Genomic DNA, 19,116 nt, shown 5'->3' with positions numbered 1-19,116 from the left:
TCAAGTGAGGCCGGTATCGGACAGGCCGCGCAATCATGCCTGTCGATGCGCGGACAACGAGACCTCAGTATATCCGCGAGCTTACGGAATCCTGCTGCCGCGTCCACCGCCACCCGCACACGTCGCTGAACAACTTCTGCACCGGACGTATAGTCGCAGCCTCTCCGCATCGTGCGGCGAGATCTCTTGCGATCTGGTAGGTATCTGGAGGATTTATGGCATTCGATCACCGTGGCTTTCGAGTCACTGTCGACACGGCGCCGGACGCGTCAGGCACTCAATGGCATTGCGAAGCCACCATTGAGGGCATTGAAGAGCGTACGCGGCAAGCCCATATTCCGGGCGTCGAACTCACTTTCCCGAGGTTGAAAATCGACGTGCTGATGGCGATGAGCATGGTAGAGCACAAAGCCGTTTCGTCGATTGACGAATGGCATACGGCGCACTAACCGGCATCGTTGCGTTAAACCGTAGGAGAGGCGACAACGCTGTAGTGGCGATGCACAGCTGCGGCATGATGGAGGAGACAAATTGACGCACCCCGCAAGTCCGAAACGATCGTCCTTGCTTACAAGTTTCATCGCATCGCGGCTTCGGGTAAGCTAAAAGAATGTGAAAACCGGGGAGGGGCGAATGACGCTCAGAATTACAGCTGTCACCATCAATCGCGACGTACATCCGAATGCGGTCTTCGTCGTTCTGCAAAATCCCGCAGGGGAGTCGGCCAAAGTGCAGATTCACTTTGAGGCCAGCATGAACGTCAACGATTTCACGCTAAAAGAACTCGAGAAGCTGGCGCACGACGAGTTGAAGCGTCTCGAAGAATGACCTGACGCACATAGCAAGCCTATCGGGCACCAGAAGCACAGGCGGCGCATGATCCAGCGCTGCTGTGCTTCCCGCCTAAGTCCCGATCAGATGCAGCACGACATCGCGCGTCGACGGCTCACGCCGATGCTCGAACAGGTAGATGCCTTGCCACGTGCCGAGCACTAACGCACCTTCCTCGACCGGCACCGACAACTGCACTTGCGTCAACGCCGCGCGCAAATGCGCGGGCATATCGTCGAGTCCCTCGGTATCGTGCTCATAGCGATGCGCGTCTTCCGGCGCGATGGTCGCGAAGTACCGCTCGATATCCCTGCGCACCGACGGGTCCGCATTCTCCTGAATCAGCAACGAAGCCGACGTATGGCGGCAGAAAACCGTCAGCAGCCCGACTTCGATTGCCTGTTCGGCGACAAACTCCCTGATCTGCTTCGTGACATCGACGAGTCCGCGCGCACGCGCGCGAACGTGCAGATGATGAATCGCCTGTTGCATGGAATCTTCTCCTGATGCTGAAGGTGCGCGCTCGACCATCGTCGCAGCGATTGCCTCGCGCGTTCGCATACGTCACAGCATAGAGGGCGATGTGCATCCGCAGCAATCGGCGCCGCGTGCGGCATCGTCAACCTGACCGCTATCCAACCCGGGTAAACACCCACTGAAACATCAGACATCTGATGTATATTCGGTCGGTCAGCATACTCTTGGCCACTCCATGCGTCTGTCCGTCGAACACTCGATGAGCGAGAAGATTCAGGAATCGCTGATGTCGATGATCCGCGAGCGCTCGCTCAAGCCGGGTGATCAGATCCCCACTGAAATGGAGCTTTGCGAGCTGCTGGGGGTCGGCCGGTCGAGTCTGCGGGAAGCGGTCGCGCAGATGATTTCTCACGGTCTGCTCGCGCGGGTCCAGGGGCGCGGCACCTTCATCAGACAAATTTCGTTGAAGCTGCAAGGCGGCCTCGATGATCTGATGTCTGTCACCGACATGATTCGCAGCGTCGGCGCCGTTCCGTCCACCTGCCGGATCCAGTTCGAGCACATCAAGGCATCGGAGAGTCTCGCCGGCAAACTGCGTCTGAACGTCGGCGACGAATGCGTGCGCATCGAACGCGTTCGCTGCGCCGACGACGCAATTGCCGCATATTGCATCGATACCGTGCCGAAGGCGGTCTTCGACGCGGCCGGCGGCGATCTTGGTGAATCGCTGTTTGCGATGTTTGCGCGCACGGGCCGCCGGCTGTCGCACACGCATACGTCGATCCAGCCGACCATCCTGACGCCGCGCGACCTGCCGGAGCTGGGCGACGGCTTCGGCCTGTTCCTGCTGCTGGATGAAGTGGATTTCGATCAAAGCGGCGAGCCGCTTTGCTACAGCAACGACTACTACAACACGAGCATCTTCAAGTTCGATCTGGTTCGCAAGAAGCGATAAAGCCGTAGCGGGTCACCCCCTCGGCATCACGCCGGCCAACCAGGCATTGCGGTTCAACCGTGGAGGAGACAGTCCATGGAATTTGAGGCAATGAGTTGTGACGAGCTATCGGCTTATCTGCGCAGTGTGCCTTGCGTCTATGCACTGCTGAACGAGCCCGGCGAACTCGATATTGCCGAGGTCGGCGACGGCAACCTGAACTTCGTCTACTTCGCGAGCAATGCGAAGACGCCGGAGAAGAGTGTCGTCGTCAAGCAGGCGCCGCCGTTTCTGCGTCTGGTCGGCAAGAGCTGGCCGTTGACGCGGCACCGGATGGAGCGCGAAGTGGCCGCGCTGCGGCGCTTCGGCGCATTGTGTCCGCAGCATGTGCCACGCGTGTATCACGCCGACAGCGAGCGCTTCCTGATGGTGATGCAGCGCCTGTCGTCGCATCGGATCCTGCGGCAAGGGTTGATGGAGGGCGTCGTCTACCCGAAGCTGGCTGCTCATCTGTCCACTTATCTTGCACACACGCTGTTCTTCGGCTCCGACCTGTACCTCGCACCCGATGTGAAGAAGCAGGCGGTCAGTGCCGCGATCAACAGCGAGTTGTGCAAGATCACCGAAGACCTTGTCTTTACCTATCCGTTCGAAGATCACCCGTCCAATGCCTATAGCGCCGCGTTTCCGCGCGCGGAGATCGAGCGGCTGTGGGCGTCGCCCGCGTTGCGCGTCGCGGTGGGCGAAATGAAATGGTCGTTTATGAACGATGCGGAAACCCTGCTGCACGGCGATCTGCACACCGGCTCGATCATGGTCAACCAGGACGAGACCTATGTGATCGACCCGGAGTTCGCGTTCTATGGGCCGATGGGCTTCGATATCGGTGCGGTGCTCGCCAATCTGCTGCTCGCGTATTTCTCGCGCGACTGGCATGACCGGCATGCGCGAGTGAACGCTAAAGCGCCGTATCGCGACTGGCTGCTCGACCAGGCGACGCTCATCTGGAGCGGCTTTGCGGACCAGTTTGTCGCGTTATGGCGTGAACACGAAAGCCGCCGCAAAAGCCGCTTTATCGGCGACGACCATCGCGGCGCGTGCGCCGAAGCGTTTCGCACGCACTTTATGCAACGGCTTTTCGCGGCATCGCTCGGCTTTGCGGGCTGCAAGATGATTCGGCGCATTGTCGGCATGGCAAAGGTTGCGGACGTGACCAGCATTGCCGATGAAGCGCTTCGGGCGACGGTCGAAGTGCGCGCGCTGCGCTGCGCGGAGCGGCTGCTCGTCGAGCGGCATGCGATTGCGGGCATCGACGACGTTATCGCGCTGGCTCGCGAGATACAGGCAACGCACTATGCATCGACGTAGCGAAGTCGCGAAGTCGCTCAAGCACGCCGCTCGTCAGCGCATCGTGCAGCCACAACCGGCTGTTTTCTCGCCGGCCGTAACAAGGTTTTCATTACACCGTGTCATTTAGCATCGGAGCACGCATGGTTTCGCCGTCGCCTTTCACGAATTTGCCGGCCACGCTCGCGTGGGACGACGACTGTCTGCGGATTCTCGACCAGACGCGCCTGCCTCGCGAGACCGTCGTCGAGACACTGCGTACCGCGCAGGATGTCTGGCGCGCGATTCACGAATTGCGCGTGCGCGGCGCGCCGGCGATCGGCGTCGCGGCCGCTTATGGTTTGTGCGTCGCGGTGCAGCGCGTGCGACATCTGCCGCTCGATGCATTTCGTACGGCATTGAACGAGCAGGCCGCCTATCTCGACGGCGCGCGTCCGACCGCGGTCAATCTCAGCTGGAGCCTGAAGCGCATGCTGCGCGCAGCGGAACGCGCGCGCGTCACCGACACGCTGGCGCTCTATCGCGCACTGGTCGAAGAAGCGACACGCATCCATCGCGAAGATGAAGCGCTTTGCGAAGGCATTGGCCGGCACGGCTTGCCGCTCATCACCGCCGGATGCGGCGTGCTGACTCACTGCAATGCAGGCGCGCTTGCGACCACCGGTCTGGGCACCGCCACCGCGCCGATTTACACCGCGCAACGCGAAGGCATCGCATTTCGTGTCTATGCGGATGAAACGCGGCCGCTATTGCAAGGCGCGCGGCTCACCGCATACGAACTGCAGCAAGCTGGCGTCGACGTCACGCTGATCACCGACAGCATGGCCGCGTCGTTGATGGCGCAACGATTGATCGACGTGGTGATCGTCGGCGCGGACCGCGTCGCTGCGAACGGCGACTTCGCGAACAAGATCGGCACGCTGAGCGTCGCGATTGCATCGCGCCATTTCAATGTGCCGTTCTATGTCGCCTGCCCGTCGTCGACGCTGGATTTCCAGACGCCGGATGGCCGCGGCATCGTGATCGAAGAACGCCGCGACGAGGAGGTGACGCAGCTCGGCGGCAAACCGATCGCGCCTGACGGCATCAAGGTGCGCAATCCGGCGTTCGACGTGACGCCGCACGATCTCGTGACCGGCTATATCACCGAACGCGGCATCGTGCGCACGCCGTTCGACGCGAATCTGGCCGCGCTCTTCGGAGCGGCGGCATGAACGGCACGCGCACGCACGCGTCCGGCACGCAGAGCGCGCACGAAGCCGCGTTGCGTGCCGATATCGTGCACACGGCCTGCGAGATGGAACGGCTTGGCGTCAATCAGGGCACCTCGGGCAATGTCAGCGCGCGCTGTGGCGCAGGCTTGCTGATTACGCCGAGCGGTGTGCCTGCGAACGCGCTGAGCCCCGATGCACTGGTCTGGCTGCCGTTCGATGTCGAAGCCGATGCGCCCGTATTTGCGCAGCCCCACCGTCCATCGACCGAATGGCGTTTTCACCGCGACATCCTGCGTGCCCGCAGCGAAATCGGCGCGGTCGTGCACACCCATTCGAACGCGGCCACCGCGATTGCGATTCACGGCCGGGACATTCCCGCGCATCACTACATGGTGGCGGCCGCGGGCGGCAACTCGATCCGCTGCGCGCCGTATGCGACGTTCGGCAGCCAGGCGCTGTCCGACTATGCGCTCGAGGCATTGAAAGACCGTACCGCGTGCCTGCTCGCGCATCACGGCGTGATCGCACTCGGCCGCGATCTGGCGCAGGCGTTGTGGCTCGCAAACGAAGTCGAAGTGCTGGCGAAGCAGTATCTGCTCGCCAGTCAGCTCGGCCCGCCGCCGGTGCTGTCGGATGAAGCAATCGCGGAGGTGGTAAGGAAGTTCAGCAACTATGGTTTGCGCCGCGCAAGCGGCGACGGCGACGGAACCTGACGTGCGCCGCACGCGCCGCGCGTGAGGTTTCGGGTTTCGCATGGCAATTCCGTTTGCCGCAGTTTTTGCGCGGTTTTAGCAGGGTTTCATTTGCTTCAGAACGCCAGACCGGACGTGCCGGCAGGCGCCACAACTTGAACAATGGAGACACTCATGGCCTGGAACGCAGGAAGATTCGATCGCTGGACCCCCTTCGGCCCGTCGGCAGCCGCGCTGCTGCTGTGCGCCGCTGCCGCGTTGAGCGGCTGTTCGAAAAGCGAGTCGCCGTCGTCGGGCAGTAGCGCGGCAAGCGATACGGGCGCAAGCGGCTCGGCCATGGCAAGCGCGGCGCCCGCCGCATCGGGTGGCGCAGGCGGCGCGAACGGCGGCAAGACCAAAATCGGCTTCTCGGTATCGACGCTGAACAACGCGTTCTTCGTCGGCCTGAAGCTCGGCGTCGAGAAAGGTGCGAAGACGGAAGGCTTCGAGCTCGTGCAAACCAATGCGAACGGCGATGCGCAGCAACAGGTCAACGACGCGATCAATCTGCTGAGCCAGGGCGTGAGCGCGCTGGTGCTCAACCCGATCGATTCAAAGGCGATCATCCCCGCCGTGCAGAAGGCGAACCAGATGGGCGTGCCGGTCTTTACGCTCGACCGCGGCTCCGATGGCGGCAAGGTGACGTCGTTTGTCGCATCGGACAATGTCGCGCTCGGCGCGACCGGCGCGAAGTGGATCGCCGATCAGCTGAAGGCGCGCTATGGCTCGCCGAAGGGCAACGTGGTCGACCTGATCGGCCTCGTCGGCACGACGGCGGCCACCGACCGTGAGAAGGGCTTTAGCGACGAGATCGCGAAGTATCCGGATATCAAGGTCGTCGCACGCCAGGAGGGCGGTTTCGATCAGGAGAAGTCGCTGAATGCGATGACCAATATCCTGCAGAAATTCCCGCAAATCGACGCGGTGTTCGGTGCAAACGACGACAACACCGTCGGCGCGGAAAAGGCGATCGACAACGCGGGCCGCTACAAGCCGCTCGGCGACAAGGAACACATCATGGTGATCGGCGCGGACGGCACCGCGCAGGCGCTCTCCGCGATCCGCGCCGGCAAGCAGGACGCGACGATCTCGCAGAACCCGATCCAGATGGCGGCGAAATCGCTGAGCTTTATTTCGGATTACATCGCGAAGAAGGATGTGCCGGCGAATTATGCGTGGCCGACACTGCTGATCGACAAGGCGAATATCGATTCGGACGAAGTGAAGAAGTACGGTTTGTGGTCGCTCGAAGTGAGCCAGTAAGCGGCAATGTAGCGACAGCGCGTGCGCTTGAAAAAAGCGCGCGCGCCGCTGTTTCTTATCTTGAAGCAGGACGGAACCAGTCATGAATGCCGGAACGGATTCGCAGCATGCGGCCGCGGTTCGCGCTCAGCCGGGCGCGGACGGCAAGCCGCCGTTGCTGCATATGGAAGGCATCGTCAAGAGCTTTCCGGGTGTGAAGGCGCTGCGCGGCGTCTGCCTCACGCTGCATGCAGGGCATGTGATGGCGATTGTCGGCGAGAACGGCGCGGGCAAATCGTCGCTGATCAAAACCTTGTCGGGCGCGTACGAGCCGGACGAAGGCACGATCGAGATCAACGGTGTGCCGCTCGCGCGCGGCACGCATGCGGCCATCGACGCAGGCGTCGCGGTGATCTATCAGGAACTGTCGCTCGTCAACGATATGACAGTGGCCGAGAACCTGTTCCTCGGCCGCATGCCGGCGAGCGGCGGCTTCGTGAACCGGCGTACCGCCGAGCGGCGCGCGCGTGAAGCGCTCGCGCAAGTCGGGCTCGACGACGTGCCGCCGTCCATGCGGCTCGGCGATCTGCCGCTGAACCGGCGGCAACTCGTCGAAGTCGCGAAGGCGCTCGCGCGCGACGCGCGCATTCTCGTGATGGACGAGCCGACCGCCGCGCTTCAACACGACGACATCGCGAATCTGTATCGCGTGGTGCGGCGGTTGCGCGAGGCGGGCATGGGCATCATCTTCATCTCGCACCATCTGGAAGAAGTGTTTGAACTCGCGGATTCGGCGGTGGTGATGCGCGACGGCGCGACCGTCGACGCGCGGCCGATGGCGCAATGGACCGAGCAGGAACTCGTGCAGGCGATGGTCGCGCGCAACCTCGAGTCGTTCTACCCGTGGGAGCCGCGCGACTACGGCCCGGTCGTGCTCGAGGTGCGCGACCTCGCGAGCCCGCCGGTCGTCCGGCACGCGAGCTTCAGCGTGCGCGCCGGGGAAATTGTCGGCATCGCGGGCATTGCCGGCGCCGGCCGCACCGAATTGCTGAAAGCAATTTTCGGCGCGCAGAAGGTCACGCATGGCGAAATACACGTGCGCGGACGCAAGGTCTCGAATCACTCGCCGACGCAAGGCGTGCGCGCCGGCCTCGTTTATACCGCGGAAGACCGCAAGCTCGAAGGGCTCGTGCTCGATGCGAGCATCGAGGAAAACGTCGCGCTATCGAGCCTCAAGGCGCTTGCCACCGGCGGCTTCGTGAGCAGCACGAGAAAACGCAAGCTTGCGCAAGAGGCTAGCACGCGCTTTGCGGTACGTGCGCCATCGGTTTTATCTATTACCGGCAATCTGTCCGGCGGCAATCAGCAGAAAGTGATTCTCGGCCGCGCAACGGCGACCGGGCCCGCGGTGATCATGCTCGACGAACCGACGCGCGGCATCGACGTCGGTGCGAAGACCGAGATTTACGCGCACATGATCGCAATGGCGCGCGCGGGCGCCGCGGTCCTGATGGTGAGTTCCGAGTTGCCGGAACTGCTTGGCATGTCCGACCGCGTGCTGGTGATGTATCGCGGCCGTATCGTCACCGAACTCGCGCGCGAGAAGGCCGATTCGGAGACGGTGATCCAATGGGCGACGACAGGAGTAGGGGCATGAATTCGACGACAGCCAAAGAGACCGACACGCAAGCGTGGTCGAGCCGCGTGATCCGGCAGTTGCGCAGCGGCATCGGGCCGCTGCTCGCGGCGCTGATCATCATCTGCATCGTGCTGTCGTTCGCGTCGCCGGAGTTTCTGACGACGAGCACGCTCACCAACATCATGGTGCAGGTGTCGGTGGTCGGCATCGCGGCGGTCGGCGGCACGTTCGTGATCATCACGTCGGGCATCGACCTGTCGGTCGGCTCGCTCGTCGCGTTGAGCGGAATGGTCGCGGCGACGCTGATGGCCGGTTCGACGCCGGACAATCTCGGGCTCGGACTCGCCGGCCTCGCGATCGCGCTTGCAGTCGGCGCGGGCGTGGGCGCGCTGAACGGTTTCGCAGTCGCATGGCTGCGGCTCGTGCCGTTTATCGTCACGCTCGCGATGATGGCGATGGGACGCGGCCTCACGCTCGCGATTTCCGACGGCCGCACGAAGTTCGATTTTCCGAACGCATTCACCGTGTTCGGCGCGAAGTCGATAGCCGGGTTGCCGATGCCGATGATCGTGATGCTCGTCGTATTCGTGATCGGCCACGTGCTGTTGCGCAAGACCACGTTCGGCCATCAGGTGTTCGCGGTCGGCGGCAATCGCGAAGCCGCGCGCCTTGCCGGTATTCCGGTGCAGCGCGTGATGTTCATCACGTACACGCTGGCCGGCGTGACAGCGGCGATCGCGGGCATCGTGCTCGCCGGACGGTTGAATTCGGCGCTGCCGTCCGCCGCGAACGGGCTCGAATTGCAGGTGATCGCCGGCATCGTGATCGGCGGTACGTCGCTCGCGGGCGGGCGCGGCTCGATTGTCGGCACCTTTATCGGCGTCGTGCTGATCGGCGTGATCAATGTCGGGTTGTCGCTGCTGGGCGTGAACCCGTTCTGGACGCAATTCATTCAAGGTGGCGTGATTTTCGCCGCCGTCATGCTCGATGCGCTGAGTCAGCGGCGCAAGAACTGACGCAGATTTTCAGGCAGATCATCTCAGGAGAAACGCGTGAAGAAGATCATCAATCAGCCGGACCAGTTCGTCGACGAAATCATCGAGTCGCTGTTCGTCGCCCATCCTGGCTGGATCAAGCCCGCTACCGCCGACAACCGCGCGCTGGTGCGCGCCGATGCGCCGCAAGCGGGGCGCGTCGGCATCGTGACGGGCGGCGGCTCCGGGCATCTACCCGGTTTTCTCGGCTATGTCGGGCAGGGTCTGTGCAGCGGCGTCGCGGTGGGCAACGTGTTTTCGTCGCCGTCGGCCGAGCAGATTTTCGCAGCGACCAGGGCGGTGAACGGCGGCCCCGGCGTGCTGTACGTGTACGGCAATTATGGCGGCGACGTGCTGAACTTCGATCTCGCCGCGGATCTCGCCGAAGCCGAAGGGATCGACGTGAAGACAGTCGTGCTGACCGACGACGTCGCATCCGCGCCGCCGGCGCGCGCGAGCGACCGGCGCGGCGTCGCGGGGATGGTGTTCGCGTTCAAATGCGCGGGCGCGGCGGCCGAGCGCGGCGATTTGCTCGAGGACGTCGCACGCATCACCGCGAAAGCGAACGGCGCATGCCGGACGATGGGCGTGGGCCTGTCGCCGACCATTCTGCCGGCCGCCGGCAAACCGACCTTCACGCTGCCCGACGGGCAGATGGAAATCGGCATCGGTATTCACGGCGAGCCGGGCACGCACCGCGGCGCACTGGAAAGTGCCGATGCGATCGCGGACCGGTTGAGCGGCGAAATCCTGCGCGACCTCGCGGCGCCGAAAGGCGCGCGCGTGGCGGTGCTCGTCAACGGACTCGGCGCGACGCCGCTCGAAGAACTGTATCTGCTCTATCGGCGCACCGCGAAGGTGATCGGCGATCAGGGCCTGACGATCGCGCGTTCATATGTCGGCGAATATGTGACGAGCCTCGAGATGGCCGGCGCATCGATCACCGTGATGCAACTCGACGACGAACTCGAAGCGTTGCTCGCGGCGCCCGCGCGTTCGCCATTCTTTCGCGACTGGCTGCTCGCCTGATCGCATCGGATCCAGCCTGATTGAGGAGGTTCGCATGAGCGTTTCCAGCAACGAATTGCGCGACGTGGTCAGTCGTGCGCTCGAGGCGCTGCCCGCGCATACCGATGAATTGCGCGATCTCGACGCGGCGCTCGGCGACGGCGATCTCGGCATCACCGTGCAGGCGGGATCGAAAGCGGTGGTTGCGGCGTGGGCGGCGTTGCCCGCCGATGCGTCGGTGGGCGATCTGCTGCTCGCCGCGGGTAAGGCGTTTTCAACCGCGAATCCGTCGACGTTTGCCGCGCTGATCGGCGGCGGCCTGCTCGCGGCCGCAAAGACCGCGACCGGCAAACAGGCGCTCGGTCGCGACGATGCGCTTGCGATCGGGCGCGCGGTGGCCGCGCGCATCATCGAGCGCGGCAAGAGCCAGCTCGGCGACAAGACCGTGCTCGACGCATTGGTGCCGAGCCTCGATGTGCTCGAAGCGTCGCATGGCGATGCGCTCGCACTGCTCGCCGCGATGATCGACAAGGCGAAGGAGCAGGTCGACGCGACGGCCGCACTGCAATCGCAGAAGGGTCGCGCGGCATGGGTGCAGGCGCGCAGCATCGGCCATCCCGATCCCGGCGCGACTGCTTATTGGCGGTTTCTCGAGACGTTGCGTGACGCGGTGGCCTCGCGGCAGTAAAGCGTATCGGACGAGGTACGCTGCCGGGTTGTGGTTGCGGCACGGTAGCGGCATGGTGGCGTGCGTCCGTGCCGCATTCCGTGCAGCAGTGCGGCTATGAAATAGCGGGGTGCCGGTTGCGGGTAGTGTGCGTCCGAACTATGTCGCGCACCACGAGGACGGCGCACGCGTGTCGATCCATGCTGCACGCACAGGGGTAGATCGAATAAAGGCATTTGCTTCATCCGGTCATCGCCCTATAGTGCACCGATAGCCGAGCTTTTCGGAGACGTTCGTCATGCCTTCCGAAACTGTTCACGAACCTTCGCGTGAGCCGCGTCCCGCCCGTTCCGTGGTGCGCCTCGCGCTCGTCACCGTTGCGACCGGAATCGGCGCGGGCCTCGGCGGCATGCTGCTCGCGCTGCTGCTGCACGGTATTCAGCATGTCGCGTACGGCTACAGCCTCGACAAGCTGGTCAGTACGCAGCATTTTCTGCAAGGGGTGAGCGAAGCGCCGCCGCTGCGTCGCGTGGTCGTGATGGTCGTTTGCGGCGTGGTCGCGGGCTTCGGCTGGTGGGCGTTGCGGCGCTTCGGGCGGCCGCTCGTCAGCATCTCCAAGACGCTCGCGTCGCCCGCTGCGCCGATGCCGCCTCGTACCACGCTCGTGCATGTGCTGCTGCAAATCGTCACGGTCGCACTGGGCTCGCCGCTCGGTCGCGAAACAGCGCCGCGCGAGCTCGGCGCGATCGTCGCCGGCTGGCTCGCGAAGGTCGCGAGGCTGACGCCGGACGACGCGCGTCTGCTGATCGCGTGCGGCGCAGGCGCGGGTCTCGCGGCCGTCTATAACGTGCCGCTCGGGGGCGCCGTGTTCGTGCTCGAAGTGCTGCTGCGCACGTTGAACAGGTCGACCATGGCGATGGTGCTCGCCGCGTCGGTCATTGCCGCGCTGATTGCACGCATCGGCCTGGGCGATGAATCGCAGTATGTCGTACCGATGTTGACCGTGAGCACGGGCCTTGTGGTGTGGGCGGTGCTGGTGGGGCCGTTGCTGGGTGTCGCGGGGTACGGCTTCAGCCGGCTCGCGAAAAAAGCCGCCGCCGCGGCGCCACGCGACGGCTGGCGCCTGCCGGTGCTCAGCATGCTGAACTTCACGGCGATCGGCGTGCTCGCGATCGACTTCCCGCAATTGCTCGGCAACGGCAAGAGCGCTGCGCAACTCGGCTTCGACAGTCATCTGAGCGTCGGTCTCGCGGCCACGCTGCTTGCGTTGAAAGTCGTCGTCACGGCCAGCAGCCTGCGCGTCGGCGCATACGGCGGGGTGCTGACGCCGAGTCTCGCGATCGGCGCGCTCGCCGGCATCGTGCTGGGCGGCGTGTGCAGTCTGCTCGGTTTGAGCCTCCCCACGAGCGCGTTTGCGCTGATTGGCGCGACCGCGTTTCTCGCGTCGTCGATGAGCATGCCGATTACCGCGGTCGTGCTGATCGCGGAATTCACGCATATCGGCTACGGCATGCTGGTGCCGATCGTGCTCGCGGTGGCGGGCGCGTTTGCCGCGAACCGGCTGTGCACGCTGTTTGCGCGCAAGCAGGCCGGTGTGCGGACGCAACGCGCGTCTGCGTGACGGTATGAGGGGCGGCGCGGCGCTTACTTGTTGCGGATCGTGCGGCGCATGATGTGATATGCGATGCCTGCCGTTTTCGCGCCTATAGGCATTACGCCTGTACGTGCATACGTGCATCGCGCACCCACGCACCCACGCGCGGTCGCGCGGTCGCGCGGCCAACTGCCGGGTACGTCCGTTGCTGACCACCAAGCTCCTGCCGTCTTTCAAGGAGTGCACGATGGCCACGATCAGGCGTGACACCAGCGACGACGCAGCGCCGCGCGACCCTTCCGAACAATCGCCTACCGAGACGTCGAAGCCGATCGGCGACGCGATTCCGACGCCGGTCGAGCCCGGCCTCGATCAGCCGCTGCCCGAAAAGGGCGAACAGCCTGCGCAAGACGGTTCCACGGATCCGAATGACAGCGCCGACTCCCGTGCTGCCGCGGTCGGCGAGTCCGACCCGCCGAAGGGCGTGCCCGCACCCGGACCGTCCGACTTCGCGCTGCGCGATGTCAGCGGAAACTGGCCGGTCCCGATCCTGCCCGAGTAATCCTTCCCCTGGAGCCAACATGCATGCGGGCCCCGCAATCCGACCCGATACGGCCAGACTCGACGTCGAGGTGTTCAAGCTGCCTGCGCATGACTGGGTGCCGAATAATCGAATCTTGCCGGTTGTGCTCTATCGGCAAGCGTTACCCGTTGGCGCCCAGCGTGACGCCGATGAGCTGACCGCCGCATTCGAAGCGCTGTTCGACGAGCATCAGTGGCCGCCGCGCTGGCGCGACAGCATCTTCGACTATCACCATTTCCATTCGACCGCGCACGAGGTGATCGCGGTGGTGTCGGGTGAAGCGGATGTGATCGTCGGCGGACCGCGCGGACGTGTCGTGCATTTGCGCGCTGGCGATGCGATATTGCTGCCGGCGGGCACCGGTCATTGCCGGCAATCGGCAAGCGGCAGATTCAGCGTGGTGGGCGCGTATCCGGCAGGGCAGCAGTGGGACATTCGTCGCGACGCGTTGACACGCGAGGAATGCGCGGCGATGCAGGCATTGCCGTTTCCGCCGCTCGACCCGGTGCTCGGCGACAGCGGGCCGCTGATCGACTACTGGCTGCGTGCCGCTTGACGCGCTGCATGGACGTGCCGCGGGCCGATCGCAGCAGGTGCGCATGCGTGCCATGCCGCGGCGCGCAAAAAGGTGCGCGCGGGTGTGTGCGCGTGCGCGCAGCACATCTCAGAAGCATTCGAACGTAATTTCGATCGACTCGTTGTCGACGCCCCGCACGCCATTCGTGTGCACCGCGATCGCATGCATGCGTTTGTTCTGGTCGCGGCAATACGCATTTGCATGTTTCAACCCGGCGTTGCGGATGCTGTTCCACGACGCAAAGCTGTTGCGCGCCCGGCTCGTGATCATCAACGAGCCGTTCGACCTGACCTCCACATTCGATACCGCCGTGCAGGCGGTCAACACGCTCACTCCGGCGATCAGCAGGCGTTTCTTCATATTCCTCTCACAGTTCGCGCATTGTGAGGGCGCAGTTAATCGGCGGCAATAGGGACAAAGACGCAAGCAACAATGTTTGACATCGGCGTAATAGCGTCCGCGTGCTATTGCAATGCGTGCTTCGACGAAGTCATCATACTGACACGGGCCGTGCACCGTTTCGGCCATCGCGCGCGCGGTGCCGGGCAATGTCAGCGCACCGTGCCGCGAGCCGCGAGGACTGCGCGGCCGACCGTCAGGAGAACCAGGATGAACGATTGGGTGCAGCCGATCTGGATCACGATACAGCGCGAGTTCTCCGACCTGAACGACGCATCGAACATCACGCAGCTCGTGATACGGCTGTGCGTCGCGCTGGTGCTCGGCGGCATACTCGGCTTCGAGCGTGAACTGGCCGGACGGGACGCCGGTCTGCGCACGCATATGCTGGTGGCAACCGGCTCTGCGCTTTTCATGCTGGTGCCGCTGCAAGCAGGCTTTTCGCAGGACGACATGAGCCGCGTGCTGCAAGGACTCGTGTCCGGCATCGGCTTTCTCGGCGCTGGCGCGATCATCAAGCTGAGCGCGGAGCGCGAAGTGCGCGGGCTGACCACTGCGGCGAGCCTGTGGTTCGCGGCGGGCGTCGGCGTGGCGGCAGGGCTTGGGCGAGAGGCGACCGCGATCCTCAGCACAGTGATTGCACTCCTGATTCTCGCGGGTGTGCGCGCGTTGAAACCATCGTCGAGCGACGGGACGGATAAACGGGAAACCGACGGCACAGCATGTCGCGACGACCGGTCCGGCGAGTTGCGGCGCGGCCCGCCGCGCTCCGGCGAAGCGCAGCCGCGCGGCGCATCGCACGACCGGTGAGACCGACGCACAAGTGAGCCTATCGTAAGGATGCGCAGCATAATATCCCGCTACGCATCCGATCAAAATTCAGGCGAACATTATTCGGAGCATCTCATGCTGACAGCGGCCGGCACGTACGAGGAGACGACGAAATGTTTCGCCTGGCGAATTCCCGGGCAGTACAACATCGGCGTCGATGCATGCGACAGGTGGGCGGACGGCAGCGGCCGTCTCGCACTCGTGTGCGAGTCGCACGATGGCCGGGTCGTACGCCATACGTTCGACGATCTCAAACGCTGGTCCGACAGGTTTGCGCATGCCTTACGGCGAAGCGGCGTGCGAAAGGGAGGGCGCGTCGGCATCTTTATGCCGCAGTCGGTCGAGACGGCTGTCGCGCATCTGGCGGTCTACAAGTGCGGTGCGATCGCTGTGCCGTTATTTGCGCTGTTTGGTCCGGATGCGCTGCATTACCGTCTGACGGACAGCGGCGCCGTCGCGCTTGTGACCGATCCGGCCGGCTTGCTGAAGATCGCGCCGCTGTGCGACACGCTGCCTGATTTGCGCACCGTCTATTGCGTCGAAGCGGGCGAGCACGCCGGTGCGCCCGGTGCGCACATCGCTGCCGCGACCGGCGCGAAGCCGTTCTGGGCCGAGCTGAATTCGACCTCCGAAGCGTTCGACGCGGCGCCGACCTCGGCCGACGATCCCGCCGTGATCATCTACACGTCCGGCACTACCGGCAAGCCGAAAGGCGCGCTGCTCGCGCATCGGGTGTTGCCCGGCCATCTGCCTGGCGTGGAAATGTCGCAAAATTTCTTTCCGGACGGCGCGAAGCTGATGTGGACGCCGGCGGACTGGGCATGGATCGGCGGCCTGTTCGACGTGCTATTGCCGTCGTTGCATCACGGCGTCGCGGTGCTCGCGCGGCGCTTCGAAAAGTTCGACCCGCGGGCCGCGTTCGACCTGATGCAACGTCACGGCGTCACGCACGCATTCCTGCCGCCCACCGCACTCAAAATGATGCGCGCCGTCGAATCTCCGCAACGTTGGCGCTTCGCATTGCGCGCGGTCGCGAGCGGCGGCGAGTCGCTCGGCGCGGAGCTGATCGAATGGGGCGAACGGGTCCTGGGCGTGACGATCAACGAGTTTTACGGGCAGACCGAGTGCAACGTCGTGCTGTCGTCGTGCGCGGCGCTCTTTGCGCCGCGCGCCGGCTCGATCGGCAAGGCCGTGCCGGGCCATCAGGTGGCGATCATCGATGCGCATGGCGAGCCGCTGCCCGCCGGCGCGCACGGCGATATCGCGGTGCGCGTGCCCGACCCCGTGATGTTCATCGGTTATTGGGGCAATGACGCGGCTACCCGTGCAAAGTATCGCGGCGAATGGCTCGTGACCGGAGACACGGGCGTTGCGGACGACGAAGGTTTCATTCGCTTTGTCGGCCGCGACGACGACGTTATTACCAGCGCCTCATACCGGATCGGGCCCGCGCCGATCGAAGACTGCCTGCTGCGGCATCCGGCAGTGCGCATGGCTGCGGTGGTCGGCACGCCCGACCCGCGGCGCACGCAAACGGTGACCGCCTTTGTCGTGCTGAATAGCGGCTATGCGCCGGGCGATACGCTGCGCGCCGACTTGCAACAGCACGTGAAGACGCGGCTTGCCGCGCACGAGTATCCGCGCATCATTCATTTTGTTGGCGATCTGCCGTTAACAGCGACAGGCAAAGTAATCCGGCGCGAACTGCGCGAATACGCGGCGCGCGCGTCATTCGCAACGCCGTCGGACAACACTGTTCTGTGAAGTGCGGATACTTGATTGAAGCCATACAAAGTGTCGACATATTGTGGGCATCATTTTTTCACTTGAGCTATACTCAACCCCGCGCAGCTGGTAAATTCGGCTTGTTGGGCGGAGTTCATTAAAAAGATGTAGATGTTTGCATTTTTAACTTGACTAAAGCTCAACCAGCCTCTGATTTGTTCGGGTGAGGCTAGATGACTTCTGGGACCGATAAGGATCGCAAAAAATCGTGTGCGGGAACGACACTGGACGCTACCGACCGCAAACTATTGGCGTTGTTATCGGAAGACGCACGCCTCACGTACGCCGAACTCGGCAAACGTCTGCATCTGTCCGCGCCCGCGGTACATGAACGGGCGAAGCGCCTGCGCCAGGACGGCGTCGTCAAGGCCACCGTGGTCACGATGGATGCCGCAAAACTTGGACGGCCGCTGCTTGCTTTCGTGCACGTCGATACCACCAGCTGGATGGTGACCCGCCAACTGCTTCAACTCGAAGAGCTGCCGGATATCGAAGAAATTCATACGGTCACCGGCGAAAGCGCAATGCTCCTGAAAGTACGCACGCGCGACACGCAAAGTCTCGAACGTCTACTTGAGCGAATTCATTCCATCGAAGGCTTTGCTGGAACGCGCAGTTACATTGCGTTGACGACTTATCTCGAACGCGGCCCCAGCCCGTGCGTGTAAGGGTCGTTGGGTGCGCCGCACCGCACGCCTCGCGTGCGGGCGGCCCATCTGCTTGCGCGGCCGCGGGTCGTTGCCGCCGGGGGTCTTCGCCGCCACGGGTCTTTACCGCGCGGTTTTTCATCGCCACGGGTCTTCACCGCATTTGACGCTTTCTTTCGCGCATTGCCTTGCTTGCGCGAATGCGCCGTGCGGTTGATGAGGCGTCCGCCTGAGTCGCGCTCATTCTTTTTATTTGCTTACGCGCATCGCCCGGCATGCGCATTCCATATTGCCGCTCACACGCGGACACGCGAATTGACGTCGCACGCCACAGCGGCGTGGCGCGCTATTGATCGATGCGTTTGATCGATGCGGCGACTTCGTTGCGGAATTGCTGGAGGCGCCGCAATTCGTCCCCGTTGGGCGCGATCGCCTTCATGATGAGCCGGGTGACTTCGGCTGCGATGGCGGGAATGTCCGGCCCGCGATTGCCTTCGAGGTTGCGCCACAGGATGTGCTCCACCATGCCGAACAGCATGTCGCGAACGAGCGACAGCCGGACGTCCGGATCGAGTTCGCCGGCCACCTGTGCGTCGTTCAACGCGACCATGAAGCTCGCCAGGTAGCGGCGCTTCAATTCGGCGAGATCTTCGGCGAACTCGCCGTGCATCGTGCGCCCCTCGCTGAGGATCAGTGCGCAAAAGCCCTTGGTGTCCTGCAGCAGGTAGTTCAGGTGTCGCGTGACCACGTATTCGATCTTGCTGCGCAAGCCTTCGGTGCGAGGAAAGTTCTCTTCCATTTGCGCGGTGATCGTGGTGTACCACGTATACAGCAACTCCTGGCAAAGCTCGCGCTTACTGCCGAAGTACGTGAAGATCGTTGCCTCGGAGATCTTCAGCCGGCGCGCGATTTCGGCGGTCGTGCCGCGATCGAAACCGTGTTCACCGAATACGACTTGAGCCGTATTCAGTATGTCAACTACGCGTTGTTCCGAACGAGCGCCAAGAATCTTCGCAGCCAATTTGGGGCTGGTGAATTTAGGCGATAGAACCACGAAACCCCCTGAGGATCGAGATTTGATTATTACTCAGGTTCGCGGAAAGCTGCAAGTCCAAAACAAAACGTTATAAGGCAATCAGCATAGGGTGCCGCACCCAGTTCGCTGATTAGCGTTCGTTCCCCGCGCGCGGGCTTCGCAGTCTTCGGCACGCGAAGCACAGGCTTACGACGGGACAACGAATGGGCGCCGACAATGCGCTTACCGAAGCGATCCGCCGCGCGTATCTGAGCGTATGCGCGCGGCGATTACGCAGCTGTCTTTTTTTGCGCGGCATCATGAGCGGAAAGTCGGCGTAGCGTATTGCTTGTATTGAATCGCCCACTGTCATCTTCACGTCACGGTTGTTGCGTAACGACGTTCCGTCATCGAGCGACTGCAACGCGTCGTTACGGCGGCGAAGCTCGCCGAACGATGATGGAAAACACGCTCCACATGCGTTGCGGATATTACACAGCGCTTGCTGAAACTCGTTGCCAACTCAACTAAGATAGCCGTGTCCCTTCACACGGAGGCCCT

The 19,116-nt window shown here is 63.4% G+C and carries 19 protein-coding genes and 1 pseudogene; 17 read left to right on the top strand and 3 right to left on the bottom strand.

The genetic code is table 11. The annotated features are described in order from the left end of the window. Positions 1-215 precede the first annotated feature (215 nt). On the top strand, positions 216-449 hold the full coding sequence (locus tag HV675_RS08140; protein ID WP_175110369.1) for a hypothetical protein: 234 nt from the start codon (positions 216-218) through the stop codon (positions 447-449). A gap of 184 nt (positions 450-633) precedes the next feature. After that, positions 634-828: a hypothetical protein gene (locus HV675_RS08135; RefSeq protein ID WP_175110368.1), complete on the top strand. Its 195-nt coding sequence runs from the start codon at positions 634-636 to the stop codon at positions 826-828. A gap of 75 nt (positions 829-903) precedes the next feature. On the opposite strand, the gene HV675_RS08130 is transcribed toward HV675_RS08135, so the two are convergent. Beyond that, entirely contained in the window at positions 904-1,323 is a 420-nt protein-coding gene (locus HV675_RS08130) for a secondary thiamine-phosphate synthase enzyme YjbQ (RefSeq protein ID WP_175110367.1), read from the bottom strand. A 244-nt stretch (positions 1,324-1,567) separates the two neighbouring features. Here HV675_RS08130 and HV675_RS08125 point away from each other — a divergent pair, with 244 nt between their 5' ends. The 12 genes from HV675_RS08125 to HV675_RS08070 all read left to right on the top strand — a co-directional run bounded on the left by HV675_RS08125 (position 1,568) and on the right by HV675_RS08070 (position 13,857). Beyond that, on the top strand, positions 1,568-2,263 hold the full coding sequence (locus tag HV675_RS08125; RefSeq protein ID WP_246270148.1) for a GntR family transcriptional regulator: 696 nt from the start codon (positions 1,568-1,570) through the stop codon (positions 2,261-2,263). Between the two features lie 75 nt (positions 2,264-2,338). Continuing rightward, positions 2,339-3,610 carry an S-methyl-5-thioribose kinase gene (gene mtnK / locus HV675_RS08120; protein WP_175110365.1) on the top strand — a complete coding sequence of 424 codons (1,272 nt, stop codon included), beginning with the start codon at positions 2,339-2,341 and terminating at the stop codon, positions 3,608-3,610. A gap of 122 nt (positions 3,611-3,732) precedes the next feature. Then, positions 3,733-4,803: an S-methyl-5-thioribose-1-phosphate isomerase gene (mtnA, locus tag HV675_RS08115; RefSeq protein ID WP_175110364.1), complete on the top strand. Its 1,071-nt coding sequence runs from the start codon at positions 3,733-3,735 to the stop codon at positions 4,801-4,803. Further along, entirely contained in the window at positions 4,800-5,516 is a 717-nt protein-coding gene (locus HV675_RS08110) for a class II aldolase/adducin family protein (RefSeq protein ID WP_175110363.1), read from the top strand. Before mtnA ends, HV675_RS08110 begins: the two co-directional genes overlap by 4 nt. Positions 5,517-5,669: 153 nt before the next feature. Continuing rightward, entirely contained in the window at positions 5,670-6,797 is a 1,128-nt protein-coding gene (locus tag HV675_RS08105; protein ID WP_175110362.1) for a sugar ABC transporter substrate-binding protein, read from the top strand. 82 nt (positions 6,798-6,879) lie between these two features. Beyond that, on the top strand, positions 6,880-8,433 hold the full coding sequence (locus HV675_RS08100; protein WP_175110361.1) for a sugar ABC transporter ATP-binding protein: 1,554 nt from the start codon (positions 6,880-6,882) through the stop codon (positions 8,431-8,433). Further along, a complete protein-coding gene (locus HV675_RS08095; RefSeq protein ID WP_175110360.1) occupies positions 8,430-9,431 on the top strand; it encodes an ABC transporter permease in 1,002 nt (333 codons plus the stop codon). The genes HV675_RS08100 and HV675_RS08095 overlap by 4 nt, the downstream gene beginning before the upstream one ends. A gap of 36 nt (positions 9,432-9,467) precedes the next feature. After that, on the top strand, positions 9,468-10,478 hold the full coding sequence (locus HV675_RS08090) for a dihydroxyacetone kinase subunit DhaK (protein WP_175110359.1): 1,011 nt from the start codon (positions 9,468-9,470) through the stop codon (positions 10,476-10,478). A 34-nt stretch (positions 10,479-10,512) separates the two neighbouring features. Further along, the gene (locus tag HV675_RS08085; RefSeq protein ID WP_175110358.1) at positions 10,513-11,145 is read left to right on the top strand and encodes a DAK2 domain-containing protein; all 633 of its coding nucleotides are present in this window, start codon (positions 10,513-10,515) and stop codon (positions 11,143-11,145) included. Positions 11,146-11,422: 277 nt separating this feature from the next. Continuing rightward, complete coding sequence (locus HV675_RS08080; RefSeq protein WP_175110357.1) at positions 11,423-12,745, top strand: chloride channel protein; 1,323 nt, start codon at positions 11,423-11,425, stop codon at positions 12,743-12,745. 220 nt (positions 12,746-12,965) lie between these two features. Then, complete coding sequence (locus tag HV675_RS08075; RefSeq protein WP_175110406.1) at positions 12,966-13,280, top strand: hypothetical protein; 315 nt, start codon at positions 12,966-12,968, stop codon at positions 13,278-13,280. Between the two features lie 19 nt (positions 13,281-13,299). After that, complete coding sequence (locus HV675_RS08070) at positions 13,300-13,857, top strand: cupin domain-containing protein (protein WP_175110356.1); 558 nt, start codon at positions 13,300-13,302, stop codon at positions 13,855-13,857. A gap of 108 nt (positions 13,858-13,965) precedes the next feature. On the opposite strand, the gene HV675_RS32405 is transcribed toward HV675_RS08070, so the two are convergent. Continuing rightward, positions 13,966-14,406: a hypothetical protein gene (locus HV675_RS32405; protein ID WP_246270147.1), complete on the bottom strand. Its 441-nt coding sequence runs from the start codon at positions 14,404-14,406 to the stop codon at positions 13,966-13,968. Positions 14,407-14,487: 81 nt separating this feature from the next. On the opposite strand from HV675_RS32405, the pseudogene HV675_RS08060 reads away from it, so the two are divergent. The 3 genes and pseudogenes from HV675_RS08060 to HV675_RS08050 form a co-directional block, all read left to right on the top strand. Next, positions 14,488-14,967: pseudogene (locus tag HV675_RS08060) on the top strand (MgtC/SapB family protein); the annotation flags it as partial. Between the two features lie 216 nt (positions 14,968-15,183). Then, on the top strand, positions 15,184-16,872 hold the full coding sequence (locus tag HV675_RS08055; RefSeq protein WP_175110354.1) for an acyl-CoA synthetase: 1,689 nt from the start codon (positions 15,184-15,186) through the stop codon (positions 16,870-16,872). Between the two features lie 194 nt (positions 16,873-17,066). Next, a complete protein-coding gene (locus HV675_RS08050; protein ID WP_075157521.1) occupies positions 17,067-17,561 on the top strand; it encodes an Lrp/AsnC family transcriptional regulator in 495 nt (164 codons plus the stop codon). A gap of 325 nt (positions 17,562-17,886) precedes the next feature. On the opposite strand, the gene HV675_RS08045 is transcribed toward HV675_RS08050, so the two are convergent. Beyond that, positions 17,887-18,561 (bottom strand): TetR/AcrR family transcriptional regulator, encoded by a 675-nt coding sequence (locus HV675_RS08045; RefSeq protein ID WP_175110353.1) that lies wholly within the window; start codon positions 18,559-18,561, stop codon positions 17,887-17,889. Between the last annotated feature and the right edge of the window lie 555 nt (positions 18,562-19,116).

This window comes from Paraburkholderia solisilvae, from assembly GCF_902859875.1.
Classification (GTDB): Bacteria; Pseudomonadota; Gammaproteobacteria; order Burkholderiales; family Burkholderiaceae; genus Paraburkholderia; species Paraburkholderia solisilvae.
The sequence above is the reverse complement of the archived record's forward strand: the minus strand, read 5'-3'. Positions and strand labels throughout refer to the sequence as shown.

Bases quoted from the DNA above. Each gene is read 5' to 3' on its own strand.
- HV675_RS08140 (WP_175110369.1), top strand. From the start codon at position 216: ATGGCATTCGATCACCGTGGCTTTCGAGTCACTGTCGACACGGCGCCG.
- HV675_RS08135 (WP_175110368.1), top strand. From the start codon at position 634: ATGACGCTCAGAATTACAGCTGTCACCATCAATCGCGACGTACATCCG.
- HV675_RS08130 (WP_175110367.1), bottom strand. From the start codon at position 1,323: ATGCAACAGGCGATTCATCATCTGCACGTTCGCGCGCGTGCGCGCGGA.
- HV675_RS08125 (WP_246270148.1), top strand. From the start codon at position 1,568: ATGAGCGAGAAGATTCAGGAATCGCTGATGTCGATGATCCGCGAGCGC.
- mtnK (WP_175110365.1), top strand. From the start codon at position 2,339: ATGGAATTTGAGGCAATGAGTTGTGACGAGCTATCGGCTTATCTGCGC.
- mtnA (WP_175110364.1), top strand. From the start codon at position 3,733: ATGGTTTCGCCGTCGCCTTTCACGAATTTGCCGGCCACGCTCGCGTGG.
- HV675_RS08110 (WP_175110363.1), top strand. From the start codon at position 4,800: ATGAACGGCACGCGCACGCACGCGTCCGGCACGCAGAGCGCGCACGAA.
- HV675_RS08105 (WP_175110362.1), top strand. From the start codon at position 5,670: ATGGCCTGGAACGCAGGAAGATTCGATCGCTGGACCCCCTTCGGCCCG.
- HV675_RS08100 (WP_175110361.1), top strand. From the start codon at position 6,880: ATGAATGCCGGAACGGATTCGCAGCATGCGGCCGCGGTTCGCGCTCAG.
- HV675_RS08095 (WP_175110360.1), top strand. From the start codon at position 8,430: ATGAATTCGACGACAGCCAAAGAGACCGACACGCAAGCGTGGTCGAGC.
- HV675_RS08085 (WP_175110358.1), top strand. From the start codon at position 10,513: ATGAGCGTTTCCAGCAACGAATTGCGCGACGTGGTCAGTCGTGCGCTC.
- HV675_RS08080 (WP_175110357.1), top strand. From the start codon at position 11,423: ATGCCTTCCGAAACTGTTCACGAACCTTCGCGTGAGCCGCGTCCCGCC.
- HV675_RS08075 (WP_175110406.1), top strand. From the start codon at position 12,966: ATGGCCACGATCAGGCGTGACACCAGCGACGACGCAGCGCCGCGCGAC.
- HV675_RS08070 (WP_175110356.1), top strand. From the start codon at position 13,300: ATGCATGCGGGCCCCGCAATCCGACCCGATACGGCCAGACTCGACGTC.
- HV675_RS32405 (WP_246270147.1), bottom strand. From the start codon at position 14,406: ATGGCCGAAACGGTGCACGGCCCGTGTCAGTATGATGACTTCGTCGAA.
- HV675_RS08055 (WP_175110354.1), top strand. From the start codon at position 15,184: ATGCTGACAGCGGCCGGCACGTACGAGGAGACGACGAAATGTTTCGCC.
- HV675_RS08050 (WP_075157521.1), top strand. From the start codon at position 17,067: ATGACTTCTGGGACCGATAAGGATCGCAAAAAATCGTGTGCGGGAACG.